The 19,676-nt window shown below is 62.9% G+C and carries 18 protein-coding genes; 13 read left to right on the top strand and 5 right to left on the bottom strand.

The features are described 5' to 3' along the window. Nucleotides 1-108: 108 nt before the first annotated feature. Entirely contained in the window at nt 109-420 is a 312-nt protein-coding gene (locus QM659_RS14175; protein ID WP_415188901.1) for a PepSY domain-containing protein, read from the bottom strand. Between the two features lie 390 nt (nt 421-810). Between QM659_RS14175 and QM659_RS14170 the strand changes: the two genes are divergently transcribed. From QM659_RS14170 to QM659_RS14140, 7 genes are all read left to right on the top strand, one after another. After that, entirely contained in the window at nt 811-1,971 is a 1,161-nt protein-coding gene (locus tag QM659_RS14170; RefSeq protein WP_415188900.1) for a phosphoserine transaminase, read from the top strand. 135 nt (nt 1,972-2,106) lie between these two features. Beyond that, the gene (serA, locus tag QM659_RS14165) at nt 2,107-3,687 is read left to right on the top strand and encodes a phosphoglycerate dehydrogenase (protein ID WP_415188899.1); all 1,581 of its coding nucleotides are present in this window, start codon (nt 2,107-2,109) and stop codon (nt 3,685-3,687) included. Between the two features lie 529 nt (nt 3,688-4,216). Beyond that, nucleotides 4,217-5,524 (top strand): crotonyl-CoA carboxylase/reductase, encoded by a 1,308-nt coding sequence (ccrA, locus tag QM659_RS14160; RefSeq protein WP_127078780.1) that lies wholly within the window; start codon nt 4,217-4,219, stop codon nt 5,522-5,524. A 53-nt stretch (nt 5,525-5,577) separates the two neighbouring features. Further along, entirely contained in the window at nt 5,578-7,449 is a 1,872-nt protein-coding gene (locus tag QM659_RS14155) for a hypothetical protein (RefSeq protein ID WP_415188898.1), read from the top strand. Nucleotides 7,450-7,857: 408 nt separating this feature from the next. Beyond that, complete coding sequence (locus QM659_RS14150; RefSeq protein ID WP_127078775.1) at nt 7,858-9,531, top strand: acyl-CoA dehydrogenase family protein; 1,674 nt, start codon at nt 7,858-7,860, stop codon at nt 9,529-9,531. Between the two features lie 301 nt (nt 9,532-9,832). Beyond that, complete coding sequence (locus QM659_RS14145; protein ID WP_415188897.1) at nt 9,833-10,495, top strand: ParB-like protein; 663 nt, start codon at nt 9,833-9,835, stop codon at nt 10,493-10,495. 232 nt (nt 10,496-10,727) lie between these two features. Next, on the top strand, nt 10,728-11,660 hold the full coding sequence (locus tag QM659_RS14140; protein WP_415188896.1) for an EamA family transporter: 933 nt from the start codon (nt 10,728-10,730) through the stop codon (nt 11,658-11,660). Here the strand turns inward: QM659_RS14140 and QM659_RS14135 are convergent. The 3 genes from QM659_RS14135 to QM659_RS14125 all read right to left on the bottom strand — a co-directional run bounded on the left by QM659_RS14135 (nt 11,657) and on the right by QM659_RS14125 (nt 14,071). Further along, on the bottom strand, nt 11,657-12,304 hold the full coding sequence (locus tag QM659_RS14135; protein WP_415188911.1) for a histidine phosphatase family protein: 648 nt from the start codon (nt 12,302-12,304) through the stop codon (nt 11,657-11,659). The two genes, QM659_RS14140 and QM659_RS14135, sit on opposite strands and share 4 nt — an antisense overlap. A gap of 142 nt (nt 12,305-12,446) precedes the next feature. Beyond that, nucleotides 12,447-13,235, bottom strand: coding sequence for a 3-deoxy-manno-octulosonate cytidylyltransferase (kdsB, locus tag QM659_RS14130; protein ID WP_415188895.1), 789 nt, complete (start codon nt 13,233-13,235; stop codon nt 12,447-12,449). Next, nucleotides 13,232-14,071 (bottom strand): SDR family NAD(P)-dependent oxidoreductase, encoded by an 840-nt coding sequence (locus tag QM659_RS14125; RefSeq protein WP_415188894.1) that lies wholly within the window; start codon nt 14,069-14,071, stop codon nt 13,232-13,234. Before QM659_RS14125 ends, kdsB begins: the two co-directional genes overlap by 4 nt. Before the next feature lie 177 nt (nt 14,072-14,248). On the opposite strand from QM659_RS14125, the gene QM659_RS14120 reads away from it, so the two are divergent. Beyond that, nucleotides 14,249-15,070 carry a DUF1345 domain-containing protein gene (locus QM659_RS14120; protein ID WP_415188893.1) on the top strand — a complete coding sequence of 274 codons (822 nt, stop codon included), beginning with the start codon at nt 14,249-14,251 and terminating at the stop codon, nt 15,068-15,070. Nucleotides 15,071-15,079: 9 nt separating this feature from the next. Then, nucleotides 15,080-15,751 (top strand): phosphatase PAP2 family protein, encoded by a 672-nt coding sequence (locus QM659_RS14115; RefSeq protein ID WP_415188892.1) that lies wholly within the window; start codon nt 15,080-15,082, stop codon nt 15,749-15,751. On the opposite strand, the gene QM659_RS14110 is transcribed toward QM659_RS14115, so the two are convergent. After that, complete coding sequence (locus tag QM659_RS14110; RefSeq protein WP_415188891.1) at nt 15,733-15,951, bottom strand: hypothetical protein; 219 nt, start codon at nt 15,949-15,951, stop codon at nt 15,733-15,735. The genes QM659_RS14115 and QM659_RS14110 overlap by 19 nt on opposite strands. Before the next feature lie 404 nt (nt 15,952-16,355). Between QM659_RS14110 and rpsL the strand changes: the two genes are divergently transcribed. The 4 genes from rpsL to QM659_RS14090 form a co-directional block, all read left to right on the top strand. Next, nucleotides 16,356-16,727 carry a 30S ribosomal protein S12 gene (gene rpsL, locus QM659_RS14105; protein ID WP_013420548.1) on the top strand — a complete coding sequence of 124 codons (372 nt, stop codon included), beginning with the start codon at nt 16,356-16,358 and terminating at the stop codon, nt 16,725-16,727. Nucleotides 16,728-16,745: 18 nt separating this feature from the next. Continuing rightward, nucleotides 16,746-17,216, top strand: coding sequence for a 30S ribosomal protein S7 (rpsG, locus tag QM659_RS14100; RefSeq protein ID WP_303482893.1), 471 nt, complete (start codon nt 16,746-16,748; stop codon nt 17,214-17,216). A 27-nt stretch (nt 17,217-17,243) separates the two neighbouring features. Then, complete coding sequence (fusA, locus tag QM659_RS14095; protein WP_127078755.1) at nt 17,244-19,319, top strand: elongation factor G; 2,076 nt, start codon at nt 17,244-17,246, stop codon at nt 19,317-19,319. A gap of 75 nt (nt 19,320-19,394) precedes the next feature. Beyond that, nucleotides 19,395-19,676, top strand: a 282-nt coding sequence (locus tag QM659_RS14090) for a GTP-binding protein (protein ID WP_415188890.1), incomplete at its 3' end; no start/stop codon positions are given.

Genomic DNA, 19,676 nt, shown 5'->3' with positions numbered 1-19,676 from the left:
ATCGGTTTCTACAGCGTCGTGCCGCAAAATCGCACGCCGCGCGACGCTGTAGATGTTTGTCGATCAGCCCGTCGGCGTCAGATCGATGCCGATTCAACGCGGACCGATCTAGCGGCGCTCCTCGCGGCGTTCTTCCCTGCGCTCCTCGCGCTGGGCCTTCCGGGCGCCTTCCACTACATCGCCGGTCTTGGCGTCGACCTTCACCTTGGACTTCAACCCCTCGGGATCGATCACTTCGAGTTCGTAGAGCCACTTGCCGCCCTTGCGGTCGATTTCGGCTTCGATCACCTCGCCGACGACCTTGTCTTTCGAGATCACGAGGATGTCGGAGAGCGACTTGATGTCTCCCTGCTTGATGCCCTGATGGATCTCCCGCCTGGAGTCATCGTCCTTTGCGAAGGCGTTGGGCGAAGCAAGCAAGGCTGCTGATGTTGCGACGGAAAAAGCTACGGCAGCAGATCGGAACGGGTTACGCATTCTTCGTTTCCTTTGACCGTTGATATATCGCCGAAATTGGAACAACGAGTTCCGAAATTGAGCGACTGATACTCAAAAAAACACGGCGCGAAGAAAGGCATGCCTGCAAAAATCTGTACTGTATGGCAAGTCTTCTGGTTCGCGGCCGCGCGGTAAGGCAGAACAGCGGAGGCTTGTGAAAGTTTCCCGTTTTCCCAATTCTCTAGCATTACCTGCTGTCCAAGTTAATAATGGCAAACCCATTTCTGTTGACACAATACAAACGCGCGCTTATGCGTCGTCGCGGGACACTTCCCCCCACCGGGAAGCAACTATCTGAAAGGGTAGACCGCTATGACGGCCACCAAGCCTGCCGCGCGCCCCAATGTCGCGCATTTCTCCTCCGGCCCTTGCGCCAAGCGCCCCGGCTATTCCCTCGAAAACCTCAAGACTGCGGAACTGGGTCGGTCGCACCGCTCCAAGCCCGGCAAGGCCAAGCTGAAGCTCGCGATCGACAAGACGCGCGCGATCCTCGGTGTGCCGCAGGATTATCTCATCGGCATCGTCGCCGCTTCCGATACCGGCGCGTTTGAAATGGCCATGTGGTCGGCTCTCGGCGCCCGTGGCATTGACGTGTTCGCCTGGGAAAGCTTCGGCAAGGACTGGGTCACGGACATCACGAAGCAGCTCAAGCTGAAGGATGTGCGCGTGTTCGACGCGCCCTATGGCGAGCTTCCCGACCTCGGCCAGGCCGATTTCCGCAACGACGTCGTCTTCACCTGGAACGGCACCACATCGGGCGTCCGCGTTCCGAGCGGCGACTTCATTCCCGACAATCGCGAAGGTCTTACATTCTGCGACGCCACTTCGGCGGCATTCGCGCAGGATCTCGACTGGTCGAAGCTCGATGTCGTCACCTTCTCCTGGCAGAAGGTGCTTGGCGGCGAAGGGCAGCACGGCATTCTGATCCTGTCGCCGCGCGCCGTCGAACGCCTCGAAAGCTACACGCCGGCGTGGCCGATGCCCAAGCTGTTCCGCATGACGAAGGGCGGCAAGCTCAACCGCGAGATATTCGAAGGCTCCACCATCAACACGCCGTCCATGCTCTGCGTCGAAGACTATCTCGACGCGCTGAACTGGGCGGAAGGTCTCGGCGGCCTCAAGGCGCTTCAGGCGCGCTCCAACGCGAACTTCAAGGTGCTCGCCGACTGGGTCGAGAAGACGCCGTGGGTCGACTTCCTCGCCACCGTGCCGTCCACGCGCTCCAACACCAGCGTGTGCCTCAAGATCGTCGATCCCGAGATCGCGACCCCGGAGGCTCAGGCCGCCGTCGCCAAGGACATCGCCTCCACGCTCGAAAAGGAAGGCGCCGCGCTCGACATCGGTGCCTATCGCGATGCGCCTGCGGGGCTTCGCATCTGGGCGGGCGCGACCGTCGAGGCGTCGGACCTCGAAGCGCTCCTGCCGTGGCTCGACTGGGCTTTCGCCAACGCGAAGGCCAAGGTCGCCGCTTAAGGTTCATCCTCTGTCATGGCCGGGCTCGACCCGGCCATCCGGCGGCGGAACCTCCAGAGCCCGCGACCTGGATTGACGGGTCAATCCCGCGATGACACACCGTTTCTGTCTCTGGACGTTTTCAGGAGACACACCATGACTGCGCCTCGCGTGCTTGTCGCTGACAAGCTTTCTCCCGCCGCCGCTGAAATCTTCAAGAATCGCGGCATCGAAGTCGATACCAAGATCGGCCTCGACAAGGACCAACTCGCCGAAATCATCGGCAATTACGACGGTCTCGCCATCCGCTCCGCGACGAAGGTCACCGAAAAGGTGCTCGCCTCCGCCGAACGTCTGAAGGTGGTGGGCCGCGCGGGCATCGGCGTCGATAACGTGGACGTGCCCGCCGCCACCGCGCGCGGCGTCATCGTCATGAACACGCCGTTCGGCAACTCCATCACCACCGCAGAGCATGCCATTTCGCTGCTGACGGCGCTCGCCCGCCAGATCCCGGAAGCGGACCGCTCCACGCACGCGGGCAAGTGGGAAAAGTCGAAGTTCATGGGCGTCGAAATCACGTCCAAGACACTCGGCATCATCGGCTGCGGCAACATCGGCTCCATCGTCGCGGATCGCGCGCAGGGCCTTCGCATGAAGGTCATTGCGTTCGACCCGTTCCTGACGGAAGAGCGCGCGCTCGACCTCGGCGTCGAGCGCGTCACGCTTGAGGAACTGTTCCGCCGCGCGGACTTCATCACGCTGCACACGCCGCTGACGGAAAAGACGAAGAACATCATCAACGCCGAGTCGATCGCAACGATGAAGAAGGGCGTGCGCATCATCAATTGCGCGCGTGGCGGCCTCATCGTCGAACAGGCGCTGGCGGATGCCATCAAGGCGGGCCATGTGGCCGGTGCGGCGCTCGACGTGTTCGAGGTGGAACCCGCGAAGGAGAACGTGCTGTTCAATCTGCCGAACGTGATCGCCACGCCGCATCTTGGCGCGAGCACGTCGGAAGCGCAGGAGAACGTCGCGCTTCAGGTGGCCGAGCAGATGGCGGATTATCTTCTCACCGGCGCGATTTCCAATGCCGTCAACTTCCCGTCGATCACGGCGGAAGAAGCGCCGAAGCTGAAGCCGTTCGTGAAGCTCGCCGAACTGCTCGGCTCTTTCGCCGGCCAGCTCACCGAAGCCGCGCCGAACTTCATCCGCCTCGAATATGCGGGCGATGTGGCCGACATGAACACGCGCGCGCTGACCTCGGCGGCGATCTCGGGCGTTCTGCGCCACTTCCTGCACGTCAACATGGTGTCCGGTCCGGCGGTCGCGAAGGAACGCGGCATCAAGGTCGAGGAGACGAAGCGCGGTCAGGAAGGCGCCTACGAAACCTATATTCGCGTGACGCTGAAGACCGAGAAGCAGGAAATTTCCATCGCCGGAACGGTGTTCTCCGATGGCAAGCCGCGCGTCATCCAGATCAATCACGTTCCCATGGACGCCGAGTTCGCGCCTAACATGCTGTTCACGGTGAACGCCGACAAGCCGGGCCACATCGGCGCGCTCGGCACGCTGCTCGGCAACGAGGGTGTCAACATCGCGACGTTCAACCTCGGCCGCGAAGCACAGGGCGGCAAGGCGATGGCGCTCGTCACCGTCGACGAGCCGGTGAGCGATGCCACCATCGAGAAAGCGCTGGCGTTGCCGCACGTCGTGCGCGCCGCGCGCCTCAGCTTCTAGTGGAGCTTTTGAATTTGACATTTGAGCGAGAGCTCGAAGCCTCCGGGACTCAAATGTCAAATTCGCTTCAATAAATCGGCCCGCGTCAGATCGGATTCGATTTGACGCGGAGAAGCTGATCGACAAGCAAGACTTACAGCGTCCGATTTACCGCACGACGCTGTAAGCCAGCGCCCTTGCTGCGCTCGCATCTTCTTCAGATAGCTCTCCCGCGAACGTCGTTCGCGGGATTTTTTTTCGCGCCGGTTTTTTCCCCCGACCCCAAAATGGGTCAGCCGAACGTTCGGCAAACGCGGAAGACCTGCGCTTCAGGGCACGTAATCCCTTTTATTTCGTTGGGCATCCTCAAGGCCGAGCTTGTTCGAGGAACGAGTCCTGGCTTCGATTCGTTTGTGTTTGCGAGGCAAAGACGTGAACTTTTCCCGCCCAGACTCGACTTTTTGCCAATATTGCCCTGCACACAAAAGGATCATGCTGCGCTGCAACCAAGGACAAAAAACCTTCGGGTTGCCGCTGCAAGGAGCAGAATATGAGTGAGGTGATTGCATTCAAGCAATCCGCGTCCTCCACCTCGGGGGAGGGCCTGAAGGACCTGTATGAAGTCGGCGAAATCCCGCCGCTAGGCCATGTCCCCGAAAAGATGTACGCATGGGCGATCCGACGCGAGCGCCACGGGCCGCCGGAAGATGCCATGCAGATGGAAGTCGTGCCGACGTGGAAGCTCGACAGCCACGACGTGCTCATTCTCGTGATGGCCGCGGGTGTGAACTATAATGGCGTGTGGGCCGCGCTCGGCACCCCGATTTCCACGTTCGACGTCCACAAGGCGCCGTTCCATGTCGCCGGTTCCGATGCGTCGGGCATCGTCTGGGCCGTGGGCTCGAAGGTGAAGCGCTGGAAGGTCGGCGACGAAGTCGTTGTGCACTGCAACCAGGACGACGGCGACGACGAGGAGTGTAACGGCGGAGACCCGATGTTCTCGCCGTCCCAGCGCATCTGGGGCTATGAAACGCCGGACGGCAGCTTCGCGCAGTTCGCGCGCGTGCAGGATCGCCAGCTCATGGCGCGCCCGAAGCACCTCACCTGGGAAGAAAGCGCGTGCTACACCCTGACGCTCGCGACCGCCTACCGCATGCTGTTCGGCCATCGTCCTCACGTGCTGCGCCCCGGTCATAATGTACTCGTCTGGGGCGCTTCGGGCGGCCTCGGCTCGTTCGCGGTGCAGCTTTGCGCTGCGTCCGGCGCGAACGCCATCGGTGTGGTGTCCGAGGACGACAAGCGCGACTTCGTCATGCAACTCGGTGCAAAAGGCACGATCAACCGCAAGGACTTCAAGTGCTGGGGCCAGATGCCCAAGGTGAACACGCCCGAATATGCGGAGTGGTTCAAGGAAGTCAGGAAGTTCGGCGCCGCGATCTGGGAGCATACGGGCAAGGGTAACAACGTCGATTTCGTCTTCGAGCACCCCGGCGAATCCACGATTCCGGTGTCCGTGTTCGTCGTGAAGCGTGGCGGCATGGTGGTGATCTGCGCGGGCACGACGGGCTATAATCTTACGCTCGACGCGCGTTATCTCTGGATGCACCAGAAGCGCTTGCAGGGATCGCACTTCGCCAATCTGTTGCAGGCGAGTCAGGCTAACAAACTCATGATTGAGCGGCGAATTGACCCGTGCATGAGTGAAGTTTTTCCGTGGACCGACATACCGAAAGCGCATATGCGCATGTGGAAGAACGAGCATCGGCCGGGTAATATGGCGGTACTCGTCAGCGCTCCGCATACGGGTTTGCGTACATTCGAGGATGCGATCGAGGCATCCAAAGCGCGGTTCGGTTGACGACCCGGCTTCGTTCTGACTCCGAGTCCACGGAAAAAGAACTGGAGCCAGACATGACGCGAGCATCCGACGACCTACAAAAGGCGTTGAGCAGCCTTAACGCGGCTGCTTACGCCGAGCTTGGAGCGCAGGCCGACGCGGCCGGGCGCGCCATCAACGATCTTGCCGACGCGGTGGGCGCGGATATCGCGAATGCCAGCGAAAGCGCGCCGTCGAGCTTTGCGTCGGCGCTCGAACTCGCGCGCGTTGCGATCGAACTCGATCTGAACGGCAACGCCTTTTATCTTGCCTCCAAGAAGCTCGATGCCGTGCGCGCTTTCCTGCCTGCGCCCGGCGACACGCCCGCTGCATCCGCGCCAATTCTTGAGACGACTGAGGCTGCGCCCTCCGAGAAGGCCAACGGGGAAGAGGGCGTCGAAGAAGATGTTTCCGCGTCGGCGGAAAATGAGCCGGCGGAAGCCGGTGCCGTCGAGTCCGCACCCGAATCGCAGCCTGAAGCGGCGAGCGACGATGCCGAACCGTCAGCCGCTCCCGTCGCGCGGGTTTCAGCCGATGACGTCGCCGTCGCAACCTGGCAGCCGCTTCCCGAGGGCCCGAGCTTCGATGCCCTTTCCGCCGCTTCGAAGGCGCGGGTCGAGGACGTGGCGAAAAGCTACGGCATTCAGACTGTCCATCATCACGAGGCGCCCGCGCATCTCCACGAAAACGTGGCGGCTGCGCATTCCGAAAGCGTCATCGACGAAGCCGACGCTCCTTCAATGCCCGACAGCGCTCCCGCGGAGCCGCTGATCGGCGGTCCTGTGGAAGCGACCGAAGGGCCTGCCGCTTCCGACGAAGGCTCATCCGACGAGGCTTCCGCATCCGCTCCTTCCCTCGATACGAGCGCCACCGAGCCGCGGGCCGTTTCCTTCGACGATCTGGCGGGAGAGGCGACAGCGCGTGTCGAGGAGGTGGCGAAAACCTACGGTGTCGAAACCGTCCATCATCATGAGGCACCCGCCCATCTTCGCGAAAACGTCGCTGCGGCTGAAGAAGCCGAACCCGTGCTTGACGATTCCGCCACGGAGCCGCGCGGTGTCAGCTTCGACGATCTCGCTGCCGAGGCGAAAGGGCGTGTCGATGATGTTGCGGCGGCTCACGGCATCGAGACCGTCCATAATCAGGACGCGCCGGCCTACCTTCACGACAACGTCGCGATCACGCAGGACAACGAGCCGCAAGGCGAAGCGCCTGCTCCCGTCACGGAATCGGACGTGGCTCCGGTTGACGGAACCGCCGCCGATCCGAGCATAGAGGGCGTTCTACAGGGCGGCGGGGGCGACGCGTTGGGCGAGGCTCATGCGCGCGTCGAGGAAATCGCCGAGCGCCTTGAAAGCACTTTGTCCGAAGAAGCGACCGAACTCCAGGCGCCGCCGGTCGAGCCTGCGGAGACGACCGCTGCTGCGGTGGCCGAAGAGGCGGAGCCTGCGGCGGTCGAGGCCGCTCCTGAAATCGCGCCTGCGGAGCGGGCGGAAAGCGCTTCGTCGGAGGTCGCCGAGCCCGCGCCTGTCGATGTGATTTCGGCGCGCGACGTGGTCGAGGCAACGCACGATCTCGGCTCGCCCGCTGATGTTACCTCCGGGCCGATACAGGAGTACGGCGCGCACGAAACGCCGGTGGAGGCACAGCCGGTGCCCGTATTCGAAGCCACCCAGCCAACCGAAGAGGCTGCCCCAGCCCAGCCGCAGGAAGCCGCGCCGTATCAGTCCGAAGCCGTGGCGGAAGCGCAACCCGTTCCCGTTTACGAGGCGGCGCAGCCTCAGGAGGCGGCGCCAGCGCAGCCGGATGAGCCTGTGCCCGCGAAGCCTGCCGAGCGGCAGAAGCCACAAGAGCAGAAGACGTTCTTCAGCCTGTGGCTCGACATGGTCTTCGGCAAAAAGAAATAGGCGCCGCCAGACACACACCCGGGGAAGCTCAGCGCTTCACCGGGTTCCGCTTCCGCCGTGCAAGCCCCGTTCGGATGCATCGTGCGTCCGGGCGCGCGTCTTCGATTCTTTGAAAGGCCGATGCCTCAAGCGGCATGGCACACGTAAGCCATGTCGATTTGCCGCTCGCCGCACCGCGCTCGTGCGCCGGGCCGATTGCGGCGAACGCAATTTCGTGCCACCCGCAAAGGCGCCTCAAAAGCCGGGCCTGACGGTTTCCCGTCCCAAATCATCCCAAGCGTCCGCCTGCCCGAAGGCAATTCTCCGCGAACTGGCATCGCGGGTATAAACTTAAGCGCAATTGTGCATCTGCGAAAACGCGCCAATGTGTGGTCTAAATTCCAAGAACCGCATGAAAGGATAAGGCCGATGAGCCAGTCTTCCACTCCCGTTGTGGCTCCGGACTTGCTTCAGCTCTGCGACGAGGCCGCCGCCAACGCCGACCGCTTGCTTGCCCGTGCCACCGACAACATCCGCGCCCGCGTCACGGAGGACGGCAAGCTGTCCAACGCGCTGATCGAGCGCGAGCAGCACGCCGCCCACGGTCTTGCGTGGCTGGCGACCTATGCCCAGGCCCTGCGGCAGATGGCGGCCTACGCCCACCGCCTCACCGACGAAGGCCGTTTCGGCGAGACGGAAGCGCTCCTGACCCAGATCGGCGTCGGCGAATACGCGGCGCAGATCCTCGGCGGCATCCCGATGAGCCAGACCGAAATCATCCGCTTTCACGATCTCGATCTGGAACCGGCGGACCGCGATGCTTTCGCGACGCCCGCCGTCGCAGCGCTTATCAAGGCCAACTCTCGTCAGGCCCGCGCGCGGCTCGTCGAACTCGTTGAGCACGCGCAGGGGACGGGGCACTTCGGCGACGGCGGCCTCGACGAAACACTCGAAGCCATGCGCGAGGAGATGCGCCGCTTCGTGGACGCCGAGGTGAAGCCCTTCGCGCATGAATGGCATCTCAAGAACGAATATATCCCGCTCGAAACCATCGAGAAGATGAACGAGCTTGGTGTGTTCGGCCTCACCATCCCGGAGGAATTCGGCGGCCTCGGTCTCGGCAAGGAGGCGATGTGCGTCGTCTCCGAGGAGCTGTCGCGAGGCTATATCGGCGTCGGCTCGCTCGGCACGCGGTCTGAGATCGCGGCGGAACTGATCCTCGGCGGCGGCACGCAGGAGCAGAAGGAAGAGTGGCTGCCGAAGCTGGCGAGCGGCGAAGTGCTGCCGACGGCGGTCTTCACCGAACCGAACACCGGCTCGGACCTCGCCTCGCTCAAGACGCGCGCAGTGCGCGATGGCGACGTGTACAAGATCACCGGCCAGAAGACGTGGATCACGCACCCCGTTCGCGCGGACCTCATGACGGTGCTGACGCGTACCAACCCGGCGGAACCCGGCTACAGGGGTCTTTCGATGTTCCTCGCGGAGAAGCCGCGCGGCACGGACGAAAATCCATTCCCGGCCGTCGGTATGTCGGGCGGCGAAATCGAGGTGCTCGGCTATCGCGGCATGAAGGAATACGAGCTTTCGTTCGACGAATTCGAGGTGCCGGTGTCCGGCCTGCTCGGCGGCGAGGAAGGCCAGGGCTTCAAGCAGCTCATGCAGACGTTCGAGTCCGCGCGCGTGCAGACGGCGGCCCGTGCGGTCGGCGTGGCGCAGTCGGCGATGGACCTCGCGCTGCGCTATGCGACGGAACGCGTCCAGTTCGGCAAGACGCTCATCAACTTCCCGCGCGTCTCCGACAAGATCGCCATGATGGCCGCCGAAACGATGATAGCGCGCCAGCTAACTTATTTCGCCGCGCGCGAGAAGGATGGCGGCCGTCGCTGCGATCTCGAAGCGGGCATGGCGAAGCTGCTCGGCGCGCGCGTGGCGTGGGCGGCGGCGGACAATGCGCTGCAGATCCACGGCGGCAACGGCTTCGCGCTCGAATATCCGGTGAGCCGCGTTCTTTGCGATGCGCGCATTCTCAATATCTTCGAGGGCGCGGCGGAGATTCAGGCGCAGGTGATCGCGCGGCGTCTTCTCGAACAGCGGAACTGACGGCGGGGGCCGCCGAACCGAGCCATAACCTTGCTATCGGAACCCCGGGGCTTCTCGCTACCGGGGTTTTTCAGTTCGCGGCGATGGTCGCAGCGTCACGCGCCCCGGGTTAAGGCGATACGTCGGCTGCGCCGGAAGAGCGCGGTTCCGCTCGCTGTCATGATCCTGTAACGCAGCGAGCGCTTGCTTAACCGCGTGGCCAGCGTCAAGCCATATGGCTGAGTTGACGAAACCGCCATACCTTTTTTGCCGCTTCCAGCGTAAGGCTTATGCTAGGCGGCTTCGTCCATCGAGAGTGTGCATGCTCCTTCAAACCGTTCGCGCACCCGTCCTTCACACTGTTTCGATCGCCGGTCTTCGGCCTACGCAAATGACTATCGGGCGACGCGAAGTCGAACGGCGCGCAAACGAGCTTGAGACCATGGCGCGGGACGAGCGCCGTCGATATCTCGCCGATCACGCCGTTCCCGTGGTGAAAGGGCCGAAAGGGCGGCTTTATGCCATCGACCGTCATCATTTGCTCGCGGCGCTGCTTCTGTCCGGCGCAGAGAAGGTGGCGGTGAAGGCGGTTCTGGACTTCCGCGACATAGACAGCGGCACCTTCTTCGAGGTGATGGACGATCTTGGCCTTGTGCACCCCTTCGACGATGAAGGGCGCCGTCGCGAGTACGACGACCTCCCGCTCCGGATCGACGACATGGCGGACGATCCTTTCCGCAGCCTCGCGGGCGCGTTGCGGCGCGGGGGCGGCTATTCGAAGGACCGGACGCCGTTCAGCGAGTTTCTATGGGCCGACTTCTTGCGGCGGCGGATCGCGCGCACCAGGGTGGAAACGCAGTTCGAGACGACGCTTGCCCCCGCTCTGGAACTCGCGAGCCGGGGCGAGGCACGAGAGTTGCCGGGCTGGCACGCGAACGGCGGCGTGTCCATTGCCAGCGTTCCTTCGGCGCCGACGCCTGCCTGAGAGCATTCAGAAGATCTTTAGCGCGGGGCGTGCGGCGGACCCCGCAGTCAAAGTCTCAGGCGCAGACACGTCACCCGGATTCTTTGAACGATGCGTTCTGTAATTCCCGCGCTCGAACGGCCGGCGCCTTGTTTGTTGGGCGTGACTTGACAGAATATTCCGGCCGGGTTTTCGTTGCCTCGGTCACGCGCAGGCGGTATGTCCGCGGATCGATCTCAGGATACTCCCTCCAATGCACATTACGAGCGGCGGAAAAGCGACCGCCATCGGCCTTCTTGCCATTCCGCTCTGGGCGTTGCTCCCGACGCTGACCGTGCTTGCGGGCGCGATCCCGCCGCTTGAACTCGTCGCGCTCACCTTCACCATCGGCTCGCTGGCGGGCTTCGTCTGGCTGGCGGCCAACGCATCCGCGCGGCGGGGCCTCGGTTCGCTCGGCTGGAAGCCGGTCGCGCTCGGCGTGGCGGCGTTCTTCGTCGATCATTTCGCGTTCTTCCTCGCGATGCAGAACGCGCCCGCCGTGGAAGCAAGCCTCGTCAATTATCTCTGGCCGGTGCTGATCGTGATGTTTTCCACGATGCTGCCTGCGCGCGCTTCGGCGGGAAAGCTCACCGTCTGGCATATCTCCGGCGTGTCGATGGCGTTCGCCGGGGCAGCGCTCGCCATCACCGGCGGCGCGGCGCTGTCGCTTGGCGGCAACGCGTTCGGTTACGCGATGGCCGCGACGGCGGCACTGACATGGTCGAGCTATTCGGTGCTGACACGGCTGTTTCGCGGTGTACCGAGCGCGGCCGTCTCCATCTATTGCCTCGGCACGGCGGTGCTGGCGTGGGGAGCGCACCTCGCGCTCGAAGATTTCGTGATGCCCGCGCCGGGCACGCAGCTTTTCGCCATCCTGGCCCTCGGAGCAGGACCGATCGGCCTCGCCTTCTATGTGTGGGACTACGGCTGCAAGCATGGCGACCTGCGCACGCTCGGCGTTCTCGCCTATTTCTCGCCGCTGTTGTCGACGGCGCTTCTGACCGTAACAGGGCTCGGCCCGTCGAAGCCCGCGCTCTGGGTTGCGGCCCTTCTCATCACCGGAGGCGCGATTCTGGCAAGCCGCGATGCGCTGCGCACGATGCGCGGGATGCGACGCGCGCCTGCATCGGCCCCTGCGCTGGATTAAGTCAAAGCGCCGAGTTCGCCCGGCTTCGCGTTCCAAAGCACGATGCGCCAGCCATCGCCATCGAACCGAAGCGCGCTGACGTTGCCCGTCGCGACTTTGAGGCTGCCGTCGTTGACGGCGGCCTCGAACGCGCCCGGCACGAGCTTGAGGAAATAGCGCAGGACGCCGTTGCTGGTGACGAACAGCGCTGCGTCGCCCGCCCCCGCATGGCGCGCAGCTTCACCGGCAAGCGCCGATGCCCTCGCGTCGATGGCATAGGTGCAGGGCAACCACCCGGCGGAAATCGGCCAGACGCCCCGCTCGTTCCACGCCGCAAGATCCGCGGCGCCGCCCGAAGCCTCGATTTCTTCGGAGCTTTTGCCTTCCCAGTCGCCGTAGTCGATCTCGCGCAGGCGGTCGTCGATGGTAACCGGCACCGTCAAACCGGCAATCGCTGCGGCGATTTCCGCATGTTCGCGCGTGCGGGCGAGCGGTCCGGCGGCGATGCGGCGAATGCGCGGTACGAACGGTTTCAGCGCCTCACCGAGGGCGGCGGCCTGCTCGCGGCCTTTTGGCGTGAGCGGAAGATCGGTGCGCGCGCCAACCCACACGGGCTTTTCGCCCGCTTCAAAGGTGTTGCCATGCCGAGCGAGAATAAGAAGCATCACGCATGCCCTCTGGATGTCTGCAACGCAAGACCGCCGAAGCGGCGCAGCGGTCCGAAAGTAGTAGCAGGAGCTGCGCTTTTGGGAAAGCCGGGAGCGGTGGAATCGACTGCGGCCCGCCGACTCGGCTTTCCTCTCCGATCTAGCGAAGCGCGGGTAGCAGTTCGCCCTCGCGCGCGATGATCGCTTCGGCGACAGGAACGTCGCCCGGCGCGTCGATGGAAGAATGCGTGCGCCCGCGATAGTCCACCACGGCGATGCGCACGGTCATGCCGTTCTCAAGCGCGCGGAGCTGCTCCAGCCCTTCGGTCTGTTCGAGCGGCGTCGGCGCGAGCGAGACATAGCGCGAGAGCGCGGCCTTGCGATAGCCGTACAGCCCGATATGCCGGTAGACGAAGGCGTGCCCCTCGTTGCGGATATGCGGGATTACTGTTTTCGAGAAGTAGAGCGCGTTGCGGCGCAGATTGAAGGTAACGGTCGTGCCGCTGGCCGGGCGCTCCTTCTTGTGGGCGAGGAACTCCGCAAGCGTCGGCCCGTAGAGGCGCACGGCGGGCGTCACGATCTCGGGCGCGGGATCGATGATCATCTCGTCGATCATGGCTTCCAGCACCCATGGCGGCGTCAGCGGCGCATCGCCCTGAAGGTTCAGGATGATGTCCTCGCGGATATGGGCGCGCCCCACCGCCTCATGCACGCGCTCCGTGCCGTTCGCGCAGTCGGGCGAGGTCAGCGCAACCTCCGCGCCGAAGGCCAGCGCATGCTCGCGAATGCGTTCATCGTCGGTGGCGATGACCACGCGCGACGCCTGCTTCACGCTCGACGCGATGCGCCAGACGCGTTCAAGCATGGAGGTGCCGGAAAGGAGGCACAGCGGTTTGCCGGGGAAACGCGTGGACGCGTATCGCGCCGGGATAACAATGGCGGCGGTCATGATGGCTCGTTACCTGAAGGGCCCGGTTCCTCCGAGCGGAAGGTCTTCGACTGACGGCCAACCATGCCAAGCGCGACGCTCTCGGGCAAGACTTTCATAAGCGCGGAAATCTGCTTCGCCCGGCGGCCGACGATGACCACGGGCTTTCCCTCCATCACGCCGTCGTACCCGGCGACGGCCACCTCAGCCGCCGTGGACCACCACGCCTTGCCGTATTTCGACACCTTGTCGCGCGTTCCGATCACATCGTGAAGTTCGGTGTAGGTGAAGCCGGGGCACAGCGCGGTCGTGAGCACGTTGGCGCCGCGATTTTCGAGAAGCAGCGATTCCGAGAAGCGAATGAGGAAAGCCTTCGACGCGCCGTAAAGCGTGTGGCCCGCCGCGCCGGGAATCAGCCCCGCCAAGGACGCTACGTTGATGATGCGTCCGAAGCGCCGTTGCACCATGGGCGGAAGCAGAACATGCGCGAGTTCGCACGGCACCGTGACCATCACGCGGAGGAAGCGGTCCTGATCGGCCCAAGCGGTCTTCGCGTAATGGCCCGGAACGCTGTAGCCCGCGTTGTTCACGAGGCCGTCCACCGTCAGCACCCGCCGGTCGCTGATCGCGGCGACGAGCTTCTCCACGCTGTCGGGGGCTGCGAGATCCTGCTCGATGGCGATTGCGCCGACCTTGTATTTCGTCTCGATCTCGGCGGCGAGCGCTTCCAGCCGGTCGATGCGGCGCGCGGTCAGGATCACGTTCCAGCCCTTGGCCGCGAAGACCTTGGCGAACGCCTTGCCGATGCCCGCCGATGCGCCCGTAACCAGGACCGTGCGGCCCCGCACATTTTCCATGTCGCTCCCCCATTTTGTCCCACCGTCGGGGCCGACAGTGCCGAAAAGCGAAGCAGGCGGCAACCGCCCTGAACGTGGCGAGCGAAGGAAAGGCTCTGCTTTCCTTATTCGATGCTGATGCTGAAAACGCGCACTCATGATATGCGTTGCCGGAAAACAGCCATGAGGCGGCGAGCGATGACGTCTTCCAGCGCGCGTTCCAGACGAAGGGCTCTCCGGCGTGGGGGCGCCCGGACGGGCGCAGGAGAATCGCCCGAAGACGGCGGAAAAAATCCGGCCGAGAAGACGAAGCAGGCGGGATTCCGCCTTGCCCGTGCTCGCGGGTGGTATCACCCGGTTTCGTTCTGGCACTCGCTTCTGATCAGGCCGAGGTTCTATAGCGCCGTTTTTGTCGGACTCTTGGCCTACGCCCTTCTTCCGGACCGCATCGCGATTGCCGTGCGCGCCGCCATCACATGGGATCTCGGCGGCCTGACCTATCTCCTGCTGGCGTTCTCCCTCGATTTTACGAGCGATGCGACGAAGATTGAAAAGCGCGCCGCACGCCGAGACGACAGCCGACTGGTCATTCTCATCATCATCCTGCTTGCCATAGCCGCGAGTTTCGCCGCCATCGCGGCGGTCGGTCTCGAAGCCAAGCTTGCCGACAAGAGCGCGAATGAAAAATTCACGCTTGCAGCGCTTGCGCTGTTCACCATCGTCATATCGTGGAGCGTCACACAGATCGCATTCGCGCTGCATTACGCCCATGCCTTCTATCGCCCCGATCCGGGCAGCGATGCAGGGCGAGGGCTCGAATTTCCCGGCTGCGAGAAGCCTGATTACTGGGATTTCCTCTACTTCGCGACGTCCATCGGCGCGGCCTCCCAGACGTCGGACACGCTTGTCAAATCGCATGCGCTGCGGCGCCTCGTGACGCTGCACGCGGTCGTGTCATTTTTCTTCAACACGGCCGTATTAGCGCTGACCGTCAATATAGCGGCGAGTCTTGCGGGATAAGGAGTCTGCATGGATGCGGTGACGGTTGAACTTCAGCCAAGGCGACGGGCGTGCCTGATCCGCTTCGTCGCGGGTCTCGGCGCGGTGGCAGCGATTGTCGTCTTCAGTTTTTTCTTCATCGATCGACAAATCGCGGGGTTGCTCCGGCCGCATTTCTACGGCGATCCGATTTTCGTGGCGTTGACCTTCATCGCGAAGCCGCTCGCGCCCGCCGCGGCGCTTATCCTCGCGCTGATCGCAACACGGAATTATTTGCGCGGCGGCTCGCTGACTGCACGAGAGGACGAGATGCTGCGTCTTTCGCTTGCCATCGTGGTCTCGGCGGCGCTGGCCGTGCAATTGAAAATCCTGTTCGGCCGCACCTGGCCCGAGACGTGGGTCAATAACAACCCGTCCTGGTTCGCGAATGGCGTCTACGGCTTCTTCCCGCTGACTGACAGCCGGGGCTTCGCCTCTTTCCCGTCGGGTCACACGACCGTTGTCGCGGCCCTTGCGGGGGCGGTCTGGAGGCTCTGGCCGAAGCTGCGCTTCGTGGGAGTGATCGCAACCGCGCTTGTAGGCATCGGCCTTCTCGGCGCGACCTATCACTGGTTCTCGGACATTGTCGCGGGGGCGGTGCTCGGCTTCGTGACGGGACTCGCCGCGGCCGGCATCGGCAAGTCTCAGCCGAACGCCTTGTAAACATAGGGAATAAGGACGAAGCCCAGGAGCGCCGCGAGCGAAAGCACGGTGCCGATGACGACGAGCGCGTGCGGCCTTCCGAAGCCTCGGCGTTTGCGGAGCGGCGGCTCCTCGCTCTCGAACCGAAGCGAGGCATTTTCCACACCGTGGCGGTGTTTGTGATGGTGGGGATGAGCCTTTGCGGGAGGCACCTCGGTCATGGCGCAATCTCTCCTTTCCAATGCAACCGGAATGCACGGGACAGCCCGCTGTTCCGCCAAGCATGTTTCCGAAGCTTGGCTTTTTAGAAATGGCATTAACGCGGGTGCGAAATCCGCTCTTCGCGGCAACACGAAATGAAAGATGAGCAAACTGCCGAAAATAAACCAAATTTGAGCTTGACGGCCTAAGCCCACGCCCCTATTTTGCGCACACTCTGGTGGCAGGTCGTAAGCAGTTTTCGCGCGCTAAAGCGTGCTTTCGCTTAAACACTGCCGCGAAGACACCGGACAACCTTATTCCCGAGACCAAGAGGCACCGCCTCCGAAGTCTCATTCGTCTTCATCGGACTGGAAGGCGGAAATTTCCGTCCCCGGTCCCTACGCCGTTTGATTTGGAAGCGTTGATGCCAACGATACAGCAATTGATCCGCAAGCCGCGCGTCGCGCCGGTCAAGCGAAACAAAGTGCCGGCGATGACGGAATGCCCGCAGAAGCGTGGCGTCTGCACGCGCGTCTATACGACGACGCCGAAGAAGCCGAACTCCGCTCTGCGTAAAGTGGCGCGTGTCCGTCTGACGAACGGCTTCGAAGTGACGAGCTATATTCCTGGCGAAGGCCACAACCTTCAGGAGCACTCCGTGGTGCTTATCCGCGGTGGCCGCGTGAAGGACTTGCCGGGCGTTCGCTATCACATCATCCGTGGCGTGCTCGACACGCAGGGCGTGGCGAAGCGCAGGCAGCGCCGTTCGAAGTATGGCGCGAAGCGGCCGAAGTAAGACTGAGGATTTGAAGCAATGTCACGTCGGCACAGAGCTGATAAGCGCGAGATTATCCCGGACCCGAAATATGGGGACGTGGTTGTCACGAAATTCATGAACAGCCTCATGTTCGAGGGCAAGAAGTCTGCGGCCGAAAGCATTGTCTACGGCGCGCTGGGCCGCATCGAACAGAAGGCGAAGCGCGATGGAATCGAGTTATTCCATGAGGCGCTGAACAACGTGAAGCCGGCCATCGAGGTGCGCTCCCGTCGTGTCGGCGGCGCGACCTATCAGGTGCCGGTCGAAGTCAGAAACGACCGCCGTCAGGCGCTGGCGATCCGCTGGATCATCAATGCGGCGCGCGGGCGCAACGAGAACACGATGGAAGAGCGGCTTTCCGGCGAGTTGCTGGATGCTGCAAACAACCGCGGCACCGCAGTAAAGAAACGCGAAGACACGCACAAGATGGCGGAAGCCAATCGCGCGTTCTCGCATTACCGTTGGTAAAGAATTAGAGACGGCAAAGGCTTGGTCATGGCGCGTCAAACTCCCATCGAAGACTATCGCAATATCGGCATCATGGCTCACATCGATGCCGGTAAGACGACCACGACTGAGCGCATCCTGTATTACACGGGAAAGAGCCACAAGATCGGCGAGGTGCACGATGGCGCCGCGACGATGGACTGGATGGAGCAGGAGCAGGAGCGCGGCATCACGATCACTTCGGCCGCGACGACCGCTTACTGGAAGGGCAAGCGTATCAATATCATCGATACGCCAGGCCACGTGGACTTCACCATCGAAGTTGAGCGCAGCCTTCGCGTGCTCGACGGCGCTGTCGCGCTTCTCGATGCCAACCAGGGTGTCGAGCCGCAGACGGAGACCGTCTGGCGCCAGGGCGACAAGTACAACGTTCCGCGCATGATCTTCGTCAACAAGATGGACAAGATCGGCGCCGATTTCTACGCCTGCGTGCAGTCTGTGATCGACCGTCTCGGCGCGAAGCCGCTGGTTCTGCAGCTTCCGATCGGTTCGGAAAGCGACTTCAAGGGTATCGTCGACCTCATCCGCCAGAAGGCCGTGATCTGGGACGAAGACGTCCTCGGCGCGAGCTTCCGCGACGCCGATATTCCGGCAGACCTCGTGGAGAAGGCTGCGGATTATCGCCACAAGCTCGTCGAGTTGGCTGTCGAACTCGATGACGAAGCCATGGAAGCTTACCTCGAAGGCAATGAGCCGGACGAGGCCAAGCTGAAGGAATTGATCCGTCGCGGCACCATTTCGAGCGCCTTCTATCCGGTGTTCTGCGGTTCCGCGTTCAAGAACAAGGGCGTGCAGCCCCTGCTGGACGGCGTGCTCGACTACCTCCCGTCGCCGGTGGACATTCCGCCGATCAAGGCGATCGACGTCAAGACGGGCGAGGAAACCGTTCGCAAGTCGTCCGACGAAGAGCCGCTCTCCATGCTCGCGTTCAAGATCATGAACGACCCGTTCGTCGGCTCGCTCACGTTCTGCCGCATCTATTCGGGCCGCGTCGAGACGGGCATGCAGCTCATCAACACGGTCAAGGACAAGAAAGAGCGTATCGGCCGCATGCTTCTCATGCACGCGAACAGCCGCGAAGACATCAAGGAAGCGTATGCGGGTGACATCGTCGCCATCGCGTCGCTGAAGGATGTGATCACGGGCGACACGCTGTGCGACCCGCTGAAGCCGGTGATCCTTGAGCGCATGGAGTTCCCGGAACCCGTGATCGAGGTTGCGGTGGAGCCGAAGACGAAGGCCGACCAGGAAAAGATGGGCATGGCGCTGAACCGCCTCGCTCAGGAAGATCCGTCTTTCCGTGTTTCGAGCGATGTCGAAAGCGGCCAGACGATCATCAAGGGCATGGGCGAACTTCACCTCGAAATCATCGTCGACCGTATGCGTCGCGAATTCAAGGTGGAGGCGACCGTCGGCGCGCCGCAGGTGGCCTACCGCGAGACGATCACGCGGAAGCAGGAAATCGACTACACCCACAAGAAGCAGACCGGCGGTACCGGCCAGTTCGCTCGCGTCAAGCTCGTGATCGAGCCGCAGGAACAGGGTGCGGGCTTCGCCTTCGAGTCGAAGATCGTCGGCGGTTCGGTCCCGAAGGAATACATTCCGGGCGTCGAAAAGGGCGTCAAGAGCGTGCTGGACAACGGCATTCTCGCGGGCTTCCCGATGCTCGACATCAAGGTGTCGCTGATCGACGGCGCGTATCACGAAGTGGACTCGAGCGTTCTCGCGTTCGAAATCGCATCGCGCGCCGCCTTCCGCGAAGGCGCCCAGAAGGCCGGTCCGAAGCTGCTTGAGCCGATCATGAAGGTCGAGGTCGTCTCGCCGGAAGATTACGTCGGCGGCGTCATCGGCGACCTGACCGGCCGCCGTGGCCAGATCCTCGGCCAGGAAATGCGCGGCAACGCCACGGTGATCAACGCCATGGTTCCGCTCGCGAACATGTTCGGTTATGTGAACACTCTTCGCTCGATGAGCCAGGGGCGTGCGCAGTTTACCATGCAGTTTGACCACTATGCGCAGGTTCCGCAGAACGTGGCAGAAGAGGTTCAGGCGAAATTCGCCTGAGAAGGCAAACAAAGTAGGAGCTTTATACCGGGCTAGTCTCTAGGTCGGGATGAAAGAGGAAGAACGGAGAGCCACATGGCCAAGGCAAAATTCTCGCGCAGCAAGCCGCACCTGAACATCGGCACCATCGGTCACGTGGACCATGGCAAGACGTCGCTGACGGCCGCGATCACGAAGGTGCTGGCTGAGACCGGCGGCGCGACGTTTACGGCTTACGACCAGATCGACAAGGCGCCGGAAGAGAAGGCACGCGGCATCACGATTTCGACGTCCCACGTCGAATACGAGACCGCTAACCGCCATTACGCGCACGTCGACTGCCCCGGCCACGCCGACTACGTCAAGAACATGATCACC

Origin of the sequence: Rhodomicrobium sp., assembly GCF_047605405.1 — a bacterium.
Lineage (GTDB): Bacteria > Pseudomonadota > Alphaproteobacteria > Rhizobiales > Rhodomicrobiaceae > Rhodomicrobium > Rhodomicrobium lacus.
Note: the sequence above shows the minus strand (reverse complement) of the source record. Positions and strands in the feature narration are given on the sequence as shown.

Bases quoted from the DNA above. Each gene is read 5' to 3' on its own strand.
- QM659_RS14115 (WP_415188892.1), top strand. From the start codon at position 15,080: ATGGATGCGGTGACGGTTGAACTTCAGCCAAGGCGACGGGCGTGCCTG.
- QM659_RS14155 (WP_415188898.1), top strand. From the start codon at position 5,578: ATGACGCGAGCATCCGACGACCTACAAAAGGCGTTGAGCAGCCTTAAC.
- QM659_RS14120 (WP_415188893.1), top strand. From the start codon at position 14,249: ATGACGTCTTCCAGCGCGCGTTCCAGACGAAGGGCTCTCCGGCGTGGG.
- QM659_RS14150 (WP_127078775.1), top strand. From the start codon at position 7,858: ATGAGCCAGTCTTCCACTCCCGTTGTGGCTCCGGACTTGCTTCAGCTC.
- kdsB (WP_415188895.1), bottom strand. From the start codon at position 13,235: ATGACCGCCGCCATTGTTATCCCGGCGCGATACGCGTCCACGCGTTTC.
- rpsL (WP_013420548.1), top strand. From the start codon at position 16,356: ATGCCAACGATACAGCAATTGATCCGCAAGCCGCGCGTCGCGCCGGTC.
- QM659_RS14125 (WP_415188894.1), bottom strand. From the start codon at position 14,071: ATGGAAAATGTGCGGGGCCGCACGGTCCTGGTTACGGGCGCATCGGCG.
- QM659_RS14140 (WP_415188896.1), top strand. From the start codon at position 10,728: ATGCACATTACGAGCGGCGGAAAAGCGACCGCCATCGGCCTTCTTGCC.
- serA (WP_415188899.1), top strand. From the start codon at position 2,107: ATGACTGCGCCTCGCGTGCTTGTCGCTGACAAGCTTTCTCCCGCCGCC.
- rpsG (WP_303482893.1), top strand. From the start codon at position 16,746: ATGTCACGTCGGCACAGAGCTGATAAGCGCGAGATTATCCCGGACCCG.
- QM659_RS14170 (WP_415188900.1), top strand. From the start codon at position 811: ATGACGGCCACCAAGCCTGCCGCGCGCCCCAATGTCGCGCATTTCTCC.
- QM659_RS14135 (WP_415188911.1), bottom strand. From the start codon at position 12,304: ATGCTTCTTATTCTCGCTCGGCATGGCAACACCTTTGAAGCGGGCGAA.
- QM659_RS14110 (WP_415188891.1), bottom strand. From the start codon at position 15,951: ATGACCGAGGTGCCTCCCGCAAAGGCTCATCCCCACCATCACAAACAC.
- QM659_RS14145 (WP_415188897.1), top strand. From the start codon at position 9,833: ATGCTCCTTCAAACCGTTCGCGCACCCGTCCTTCACACTGTTTCGATC.
- fusA (WP_127078755.1), top strand. From the start codon at position 17,244: ATGGCGCGTCAAACTCCCATCGAAGACTATCGCAATATCGGCATCATG.
- ccrA (WP_127078780.1), top strand. From the start codon at position 4,217: ATGAGTGAGGTGATTGCATTCAAGCAATCCGCGTCCTCCACCTCGGGG.